The sequence below is a fragment of the Alteromonas portus genome (assembly GCF_005117025.1).
GTDB lineage: Bacteria > Pseudomonadota > Gammaproteobacteria > Enterobacterales > Alteromonadaceae > Alteromonas > Alteromonas portus.
Map to the genome: position 1 here is coordinate 500,483 of NZ_SWCO01000001.1, position 8,413 is coordinate 508,895.

At 38.9% G+C, this 8,413-nt stretch carries 5 protein-coding genes and 1 tRNA gene; 5 read left to right on the plus strand and 1 reads right to left on the minus strand.

Translation table 11 applies throughout. The features are described 5' to 3' along the window. Nucleotides 1–44: 44 nt before the first annotated feature. Genes E5672_RS02075 through E5672_RS02095 form a run of 5 tightly spaced genes read left to right on the plus strand, consistent with a single transcriptional unit; the run spans nt 45 to nt 8,101 of the window. Nucleotides 45–1,460, plus strand: a complete 1,416-nt coding sequence (locus E5672_RS02075) for a tyrosine-type recombinase/integrase (protein ID WP_136780703.1) — start codon at nt 45–47, stop codon at nt 1,458–1,460. Between the two features lie 55 nt (nt 1,461–1,515). Beyond that, nucleotides 1,516–4,887 (plus strand): hypothetical protein, encoded by a 3,372-nt coding sequence (locus tag E5672_RS02080; RefSeq protein WP_136780704.1) that lies wholly within the window; start codon nt 1,516–1,518, stop codon nt 4,885–4,887. Beyond that, nucleotides 4,877–5,572, plus strand: a complete 696-nt coding sequence (locus E5672_RS02085) for a hypothetical protein (RefSeq protein ID WP_136780705.1) — start codon at nt 4,877–4,879, stop codon at nt 5,570–5,572. The genes E5672_RS02080 and E5672_RS02085 overlap by 11 nt, the downstream gene beginning before the upstream one ends. Further along, entirely contained in the window at nt 5,559–6,068 is a 510-nt protein-coding gene (locus E5672_RS02090; protein WP_136780706.1) for a hypothetical protein, read from the plus strand. Before E5672_RS02085 ends, E5672_RS02090 begins: the two co-directional genes overlap by 14 nt. Beyond that, nucleotides 6,065–8,101, plus strand: a complete 2,037-nt coding sequence (locus tag E5672_RS02095; protein ID WP_136780707.1) for an ATP-dependent DNA helicase — start codon at nt 6,065–6,067, stop codon at nt 8,099–8,101. Before E5672_RS02090 ends, E5672_RS02095 begins: the two co-directional genes overlap by 4 nt. A gap of 33 nt (nt 8,102–8,134) precedes the next feature. On the opposite strand, the gene E5672_RS02100 is transcribed toward E5672_RS02095, so the two are convergent. After that, nucleotides 8,135–8,211 (minus strand) — tRNA-Arg (locus E5672_RS02100). Nucleotides 8,212–8,413 lie beyond the last annotated feature (202 nt).

An 8,413-nucleotide genomic window follows, 5' to 3' on the forward strand; every position in this document is an offset into this window, starting at 1 on the left:
ATTGACGTTTAAGTTTTTGCTAACTATATTTTTGCAGTATTTTAATGGAGCAGATTTTTAACGTAATGAAAAATTGTCTTTTAGTGCCAATGCCAAACGGAAAATCAAGACTGATTGATGTGAGAAAGCCATCGGATTCAATGCCCATAGATGTTTTTACACAATACCAGGACAAACTTTTTGAGAGATACCCCTCGCAACAAACTCGAGTTGCGTACAGAGGCCATGTAGCTCGCTTCATAGATTACTTAATTGAGTGTGGAGTACTACTGTCTGAGCTTGTTCCCGAAGAAAGTGTCTTGAACGAGGTTGTCCATGATTATCCAGAGCTTTTAGAGAAAGCAGAAAAAAGTAGTAAGTTGTACTTACAGCAAGCTGCCAAGTCGCTTGGTCGTAAGCCTCTGAAATCAACAAGTGAAGCACTGGCAGCGATAAATTACTTTTTAGAATTCGTTGTTGATCTTGCTGAAAATACTAAGAGTTATGTCGCCGAAGTTCTAGGTGAAAAGCCTGATGGTAATGTTGAGCTTTTTGCAGCACTAAAGCACGAAAAGTCGGTTTCTATGCATGAAATTAGGAGAATACAGCAGAATTCAATTCTCGGCGCAAATCTTAGAAAAATTAAAAAGTTTCGAAGAGGTTCTCGTTTACAGCAAGTTGGCAAATCTCAAAACAAACGAAAAGGCTCTGCGAAAGATTTTCCGATCGAGCACATCGAAGAGTTGCTGTTACGCACCGAAAACATTCGTGACAGAGCGTTTTGGGCGTTAATGGCTGGGGGAGGCCTCAGACAAAGCGAAGCACTCGTCTTAAAATGGGACTTAGTAGACTTCGAAAATAAACGCATTCGAATTGAGGACCCCAATAACTTAAGAGGATCGCATGATTATCATAGTTCGCATAAGTTAGCTTGGAAGGGAAGAGAGACTGCGAATGTATACCTGCTTCCGATTTTGAAAGATATCCTTTTTGATGCACTCCTCAAGCTAAAATACCAACCACCATTTTCGTCTGATGGCTTAGTTTTTCTGAAAGAAACTGACGATGAATATGGGCAACCACTTTTTGAGGCGCAAAACAAAACGCTAAATGAAGCATTCAGAGCCGCTCAAAATCGTATTGGGTTAGATCTAGAGCTTACGCTTCACTCGCTTCGCCATTTATATGGCGTATTTCTTAAAAATGACTTTCCCGACTTCGAACGAGGGCAAATAGGCCTTTCAGATTCCGAAGTACAGCTAATGATGGGACACGCATCACCATTTTCAACTGCGATATATGCACGTCAAAGACAAGACAAGATTCTGATGAAAATGGAAATCTTGGACCGAGAGTTACGTGGAGAACAGCCAGAAAACTTAAATCAAATGGTCGCAAAATGGCATTTGGACAAAGCAATGCAACTGACTGAATCAGTTGAACTTAATTCCTGTTTGCCTACGCGCCACTTTGCAGTTTGAGTGAATAGAAAGCCTTTCGTGTTACTCCACCTAATTATATTTAAGGACTTTACCAGTGATTAATACTGCTGATGAATTGATTGTTACCAATGCTAATTTATTTCCTGATGATTTCTCTCTTCGACTAAAGGAAATACTCTCAGCATTAGAAAGTGTCAGGGGCAAAGTGCCAGACAATTATGCAGCTCTTTCTAGGGCAGATGATATCGGTCGCAACGCTTTTCAATTTTATGCTACGCAGATTCGCTTTAATGAAGAAATGTTGCGAGAGTTATATATCGCTTTGTATGTAGAACCATTGGAAAAAGAAGAGCTTGAAAAAATTCTCGATGTTTCGTTTCCTACAGATCGGCATTTTAAAAGCTTTCGAGAAGGATGCGGACTCCTTTATTTATTTCTGTGGGGGCATAGCGATTTAGTTCTGTCATGGAAGTTCAATCAGAGCTTCTTGCGTTTAGTGAACTTTGACCATACAGCTTTAATCCCAAATAAACTCTGGTCGTTTACAAATTCTGATAAAAAGTTTAAAGGCAACACTAAGAGATTAATCTTAATGTCAGATTGGAATTCGGTAGAAGATATATCTCTCAGCGAGGTTTGGGACGCTGTGCGAACAGGGTTTAAAGCTACACAAACTAACACTAACTTTAGGGGAATACTTACAGCTGTTTTGCATCACGAAAAATGTCAGTTTTCAGAAAAAAGTCTCAAGGCTTTCGAGGCACTTTCCTCCGCTATGCATTTAGATAAAAGTGGACATATAGCAACACTGAATATAGAGCAGCTCACTGAATATCACTCAGATTTTAAAGCTTACGGAAAGGATCAGAAGCGTAAGCACTACGGAACATTCGTCAGAAATCCAATTGTCCAAAAATTAAAAAAATTGGCATCAGAAAACAAAGTATTGGAATACTCGGAACTTGTACCACAGAAGAAAAAGAAGTTTTCTGTTCAGCACGTAAATGGAACCGGGAATTGGTGGGGATTTCTAAATAATATAGATCTTTATCCAGGGCGAGAAAAAATAAGACAATCAGATATGTTCTCTAATTGGATTAGTGCAATCGAATATTTCGATTTGTATCAAGTTTCGAGTGGAATAGCGTCTACGACAAATAAAATTAGACGTGGAAATATTTTGGTTCTAGTTGACTATGTTTTTCTATATTTACCCTGGTATCAAGAATTAAATAATCATCCGGATATACAAGTTCCATACAAAATATCAGATTTCAAACGATGGGCTTTTTGGTCTAATGAACCCTTAAAAAAGGCTAAGAATAGACCAGCTCCGCCACTGACAGCGATAGAATTCTACAAGTTAAGAAGATCTAAAGCTACATTATCGTCATTTATAAACACATGCAGCGATTTTTTTGACTATGTCATTTCTGAGCACTCTGACAAAGAAAGCTACAATGAATTACTTATCGATAATACATTTGATAATCCTGTAAAAAAAAACTACGACAAAGAAGGTTCAGGTAAACGGATTTCAACCGATAAAGTCTCTTTTCCTCGAAAAGTCATGCCATTTGTACTTGCTGCATTTGACGAGTTCGAATATATAAACTACCGAATTCAGCAGTCGATACTAAATGGTAAGATCGATGGGAAAAGATTTCAAAGTGATCTGATAAAAAATCAAGGAAAAATAATACTTTCTGACTTGGGGTTAAGCTTTAAGTTAAAAATTGACGGTAATATAATTGAGGTTGACGAAATCCCATCACTGCTCAGTCTTGTTGAACTAGAAGAAAACGGAGAGATGAGAGTTTATGCATTTAACAGTGCATTTAGAATGTTAAGAACAGCTATCCATATTGGTAGTAGGATACAAAATACCCAATGGTTAGATATAACGTTGTTCGATCAATTCAATACTTCAATAGAACAATACTTTTCAAATTTACATATTACTGTAGATAAAACAAATCCGCATCGAGAGGTAGCTATACCATCTCACGTATTTAAATCACTGTTGCTCGAAAAAAAGTTTCAACTTGAACAAATTCCGTCAAAGCCAGTATCCACTTTTTATGAAGATAATGAGCATGATGGAACCTATCCAAAAGGGATTACCCCTCTTTTCAATAATCCTAGTGTTAATAAGCCTTTTAGTGACAGTGCGTACAAAGAACGTTGGTTGAGGTTTATCATGTTTGTAGATTTGGAATACAACAAGTATTGCCGCTCTGCCGGAAGACCAGAGGATTGTCATAGATTTTACTACACTGATTGTCGCAGAAAGAAAGGTAAAAAAGACAATATCAGAGATCCTAAAATAATTCGTACAAAATATATTGATGCAAAGGGACGTGAGTATGAAACAGTTGCAAGTGAGCTAATCTATCGACCTGTTCATACCCCTCATGCTGTGCGAAACACCTACACTGTGATGCGGCGATTTTATGTACGTGATGGAATTCTTATGGCACAGCAAGGCTGGTCCAGTTCTCAAATGGTTGATCATTATGCTAAGGGAGAGTACGAACAAGACCGACTTGAAAGATTAGAAGCCGCAGACAAAGCAATAAGAAACGGGCTTACTTTCAGAGAGCTGAAAGAACAGACTAAATTATTAAATGGTGACAATGCGATTAAGCCAAGCGCTAAACACTCTGCGATGAGAGACGCCCTTAACACTTCGGTTGAAGGTGCAATAAAGTCGCAGCACTTAATCTCAATTAAAATTCCAGACTTGGGGGAGTATGGTGGCAAAGATGGTATTGAAATTTTTAGAAAATCTCAGAATAAAGCAGATATAGCTGTTTTTGATGATTGTGTTTGTCCAGTTGGGGGGATGTGTCCAATTGAAGTTTTGAACATAATCAAAGAAGAACGACGATGTGCTATATGCCCCATTGCAATGTTTGGTCTTGACCACATTCCGGGTCTAAAAGCCAAGGCTCGTAGTCTAGAATTTGAGTCAAAAAGTAAGCAAAGAGTTTTGAAAAATGCAATGCATCGGAATGTTTCTTCACAAACGCTAGAAAACATAGATGACCGTCTTACAAATGATAGGTTAGAAATATCGGCTTGTGTTTTTATCATTAATACACTTGAGCAGCATGCTAAAAAAGATCAAGCGCAGGGAGAGTATGTTTGTAGAGATCCAGATTTACTCAGAAATGCATTTAAAATTTCTCTAGATTGCGAAGATGAAATTCAGAGTTTTCTATCTCGCCTTGTTGACGCCAAAGCTTACCCGCAATTCACATCGGGAGACTTTTTAGCAAAAGTTGAAATAGCAGCGAGAAGATTTGTACATGGTCGTGTTCAATTTGGTGAAGATAGGTTCAGCGAGATTGACGTTGTTGCCGGTCATATAGCTGCAATTATGCGTAAAAATAAACTGACTTTTGATGAGTTGAGTAGGTCGGACATACTCCCTCAGTTGAAGGGGCTTACAAATGGGAGCTAAAAAAGGTACGAATAACTTCAAGTCATTTCAACAAAATCGTATACAAGCAAAACTAGATGCAATTGAGGACTTTATTAATTCTCTGCCCAAGCGAATGAAATTTGATCGCTTTGAAGATCTGTTAGCTGACTGTTGCGAGTATTTAGGGTGTCATAGAACAACAATTACTCGTCAACAAGTTTACGTTGAAAAGTTGAAAGACGAATTTCAGCAAAGAAGCTTGTTTTTATCTTCTGATGCAATGGGCAACTATTCGACTAGTCAGCTTGAACAGCTAATCGAAGCAAAGGATGCAGAAATTAGCAGCTTAAAGGGCGAGATAGACAGAACTTCGGCAGCGTTAAGAGACGCAAAAACTCAAATTACTTATTATCTGAGTGACGATTACAAAGAATCGGGATTTGTTTTTAATAAACCTGAAAATTCAGTTCGAATAACTGAGAAAAAGCAGGAAAGTAATTTTCAGAAGGAATTTGAATATACTGCTCATGCGTTAAATCTATTGCTGCAATACCTGGAAGATCAGCGATTTGGTATTGGCTTGAGAAATGAAAACAGTAGTTCAAAATTCATTCTTGCTGATGATGGGCTGGGAGCTATACCGAAAAAAATTGCTGATAGTAAATATCTTGCAGACTTCGTTAGGTATCTGAATAAATCGGGTGCGAAGTATGGATCAAAATAAGCTGACTCAACTAACGCTTCAAACTGCAAAGAGCAATAATGCGATGAAGTTAGTCGCTTTTCTTAAGTCAGCTATAGAGAACGGGCATAAGCTTCCAGCTCGAAAGAACACATTGGATGTCAATAAGTCACTTTTGGCAGAACTGGCGGGATTTGACCGACAAGCTCTCGACGAGGAGCGTGGTGCTAAAGATACAATTAATATACTGAATTGGGCCATTAAGCATATAGGACTTGACTCTGGCTTGGTGCATGAGAGTTTTGTTCGACAGAGTGATAGCCCTGATTTGAAAGCGCTCAAGAAAATCTTAGATAAGCAGGACCGAGAAATTCACAGGTTAGAGTCGTTACTACTTCGTGCAGAAGCAAAAAACAACTCGTTGGTCTATGAAATAAAAAAGCTAGAAAGGACTCTTAGTCAAAAAAATGAAGCTGATGCTTATATCTCTTCGGGTTATAAAATAGTCTTGTTTGATGATTTTGAGGAATTAAGTTGAGTGCTAATCGATGGGTAACAATCCGCTTGGTTGTTACTTCCGTTTCTCCAGGCTACAAAAAGCTTAGGATAAACGGAAGCTTCAATAGCAAACGTCGAGAGGTACACGTTCCAGCCGAAATTGACGCCCCTGGACTTGGTGATTTAATTGAAGTTAGGGGAGTTGTTAGAAAAGGTGAATACGGTCTTATCCTTGATGCGACAAATTGGAAACTATGTTGTGTAGATGAGCATGACATCTTTCAGTTCCTACGAAAACAGAGAACAAACCAAATACAGGGATTGGGGAGTCAGAAACTTAATAAATTAGAAATGCATTTTAATCGTGAGCCTCACCGATTTCTGGATGCCTTAGTTTGTTCTGACTCAACTGAACTTGAAGGTATCATTGGAATGTCGCTAGCCGATAGGCTTATAGAGTTCTGGCAGTCTTACAAGACTGAGAATGAGCTGATTTTAGCACTGATGCAACTTGGCTTGTCGTTTAAGAGTGCTCACTCTGCGTTGACTGTATTTGGGGAATCTTCTGTCAAGCGTATAGAAGATGACCCATTCGAGCTGGTGCCAATTGTTGGGTTTGATGCATCCGATGAGATTGCCAAAAGTTTAAAACTCCCAATGAACGACCGACGTCGAATCAGTGCGTTGAGCAATGAAATCCTGCTGAATTACCAAGAGCAAACTGCTAGCAGCCTGATGCATCGAGATAAATTTGTTGAGCAAGCCGAGTATTATCAAGTAGATGGAGAACTGGCTTTATCAATCGGTATCGAGACAAAAGCCATCATTTTCGACAGTGGTTATATTACAAATCCTGCTTTTTATGAAATGGAAATTTCGATTCGACAATTTCTGACGAAAATAACTGCTAATCGATCAATAAGATTTCATGACTATGAGATAACGAGAAAGCTGGAACTATTCAAAACGATAAATCGAATAGCTTTAACTCAGGAGCAAGATATTGCCGTTCATTTGGCGCTTAACAATAATGTTAGTTGTATAACAGGAGGCGCAGGCGTTGGTAAGACGGAAGTGATAAATGCAATAAGTTGGATTTATAAGAGTCTTACTGGATTCAACGTAATTGGGACCGCATTGAGCGGTATCGCTGTCGATAGAATCATCGAAGCCACAGGCAATTCTGAAGCGTACACTTTAGCTAAATTGCGTTACGGTGTTTCAAATGGCGATATTAAAGTACTTCCCGATACTCTGCTTGTTGTAGATGAATCGAGTATGCTTGGTGTTCAAGAGTTGTATTATATTTCCAAGCTTAGGTTGGATAAGCTGAAACTAGTTTTTGTAGGGGATCGCAATCAACTTTCAGCTGTTGGTTATGGAAGGTTTTTTGAACAAGCCATTTCATACTTTCCAACCGCCAAATTGACAAAGGTTTTCCGGGCGGAATCCGATGAAATTGCTAACGCCGCGAATGCTATATTGGCTGGCTTTAAACCTTCTCCAAATAGACATGTCGATATAATTAAACCAAACCTAGACGATATTGCAGCCTATGCATTAATTCATGGAGCTATGGTTTTATGCCCGACTAATGTAACGGCGTCAAAAATAAATCGCCGTATACAAAGGCTGCGAGTAAAAAGTGGATTCAGTATATTCACATTCTTGGGTAATCAAATTTACTCGAATGACCGGCTACTGTTTACTAAAAATAACCACAAACTGGGTATTTTAAATGGCCACTTCGGCATTTTCGTAAAACATGATGCTGAAGGTATCCATTTGAACATGGAGAGAATTGGTTCGATCACTCTGTCTTATGACGATTTCGTAAATTCAGGACCTCAACTGGGATATGCGGTAACAGGACATAAAAGCCAAGGGGCAGGTTTTGATACAGTGGTTGTAGTATGCGAAAAGTCATCGGTATGCACAAAACGTTGGCTATATACTGCGTTCACTCGAGCCAAAAAGAAAATCGCATTTGCAGAACTTGGTGATATTCAGTTCGCTTTAAATAAACCAGACAAACCTAGAATGACTCAGCGTCTAGTGCCACTTGTAGAGTGACAAATCGAAAAACACTTCTTATTTTTCGAGAAATGGCCGGAACGGTGGAGTTCGAATCCACAACCTTCCCCTTAGGAGGGGGATGCTCTATCCAATTGAGCTACGTCCCGGTAGTAGAAAATACTGACTATTAGATCATCTTCAGCATTATATTAGCGTTTGCCTGCCAAAATAAGCCATTGCGTATTTATATCTATTGACCTGCCTATGTACGTCAGTGATTTAAATACGCACAGCCCCATACCCCACTTAAGAACCAACATCTAAGCCTTAGGAGGGCCTTGTTTTATCCATTAAACTATGGGGACCTAA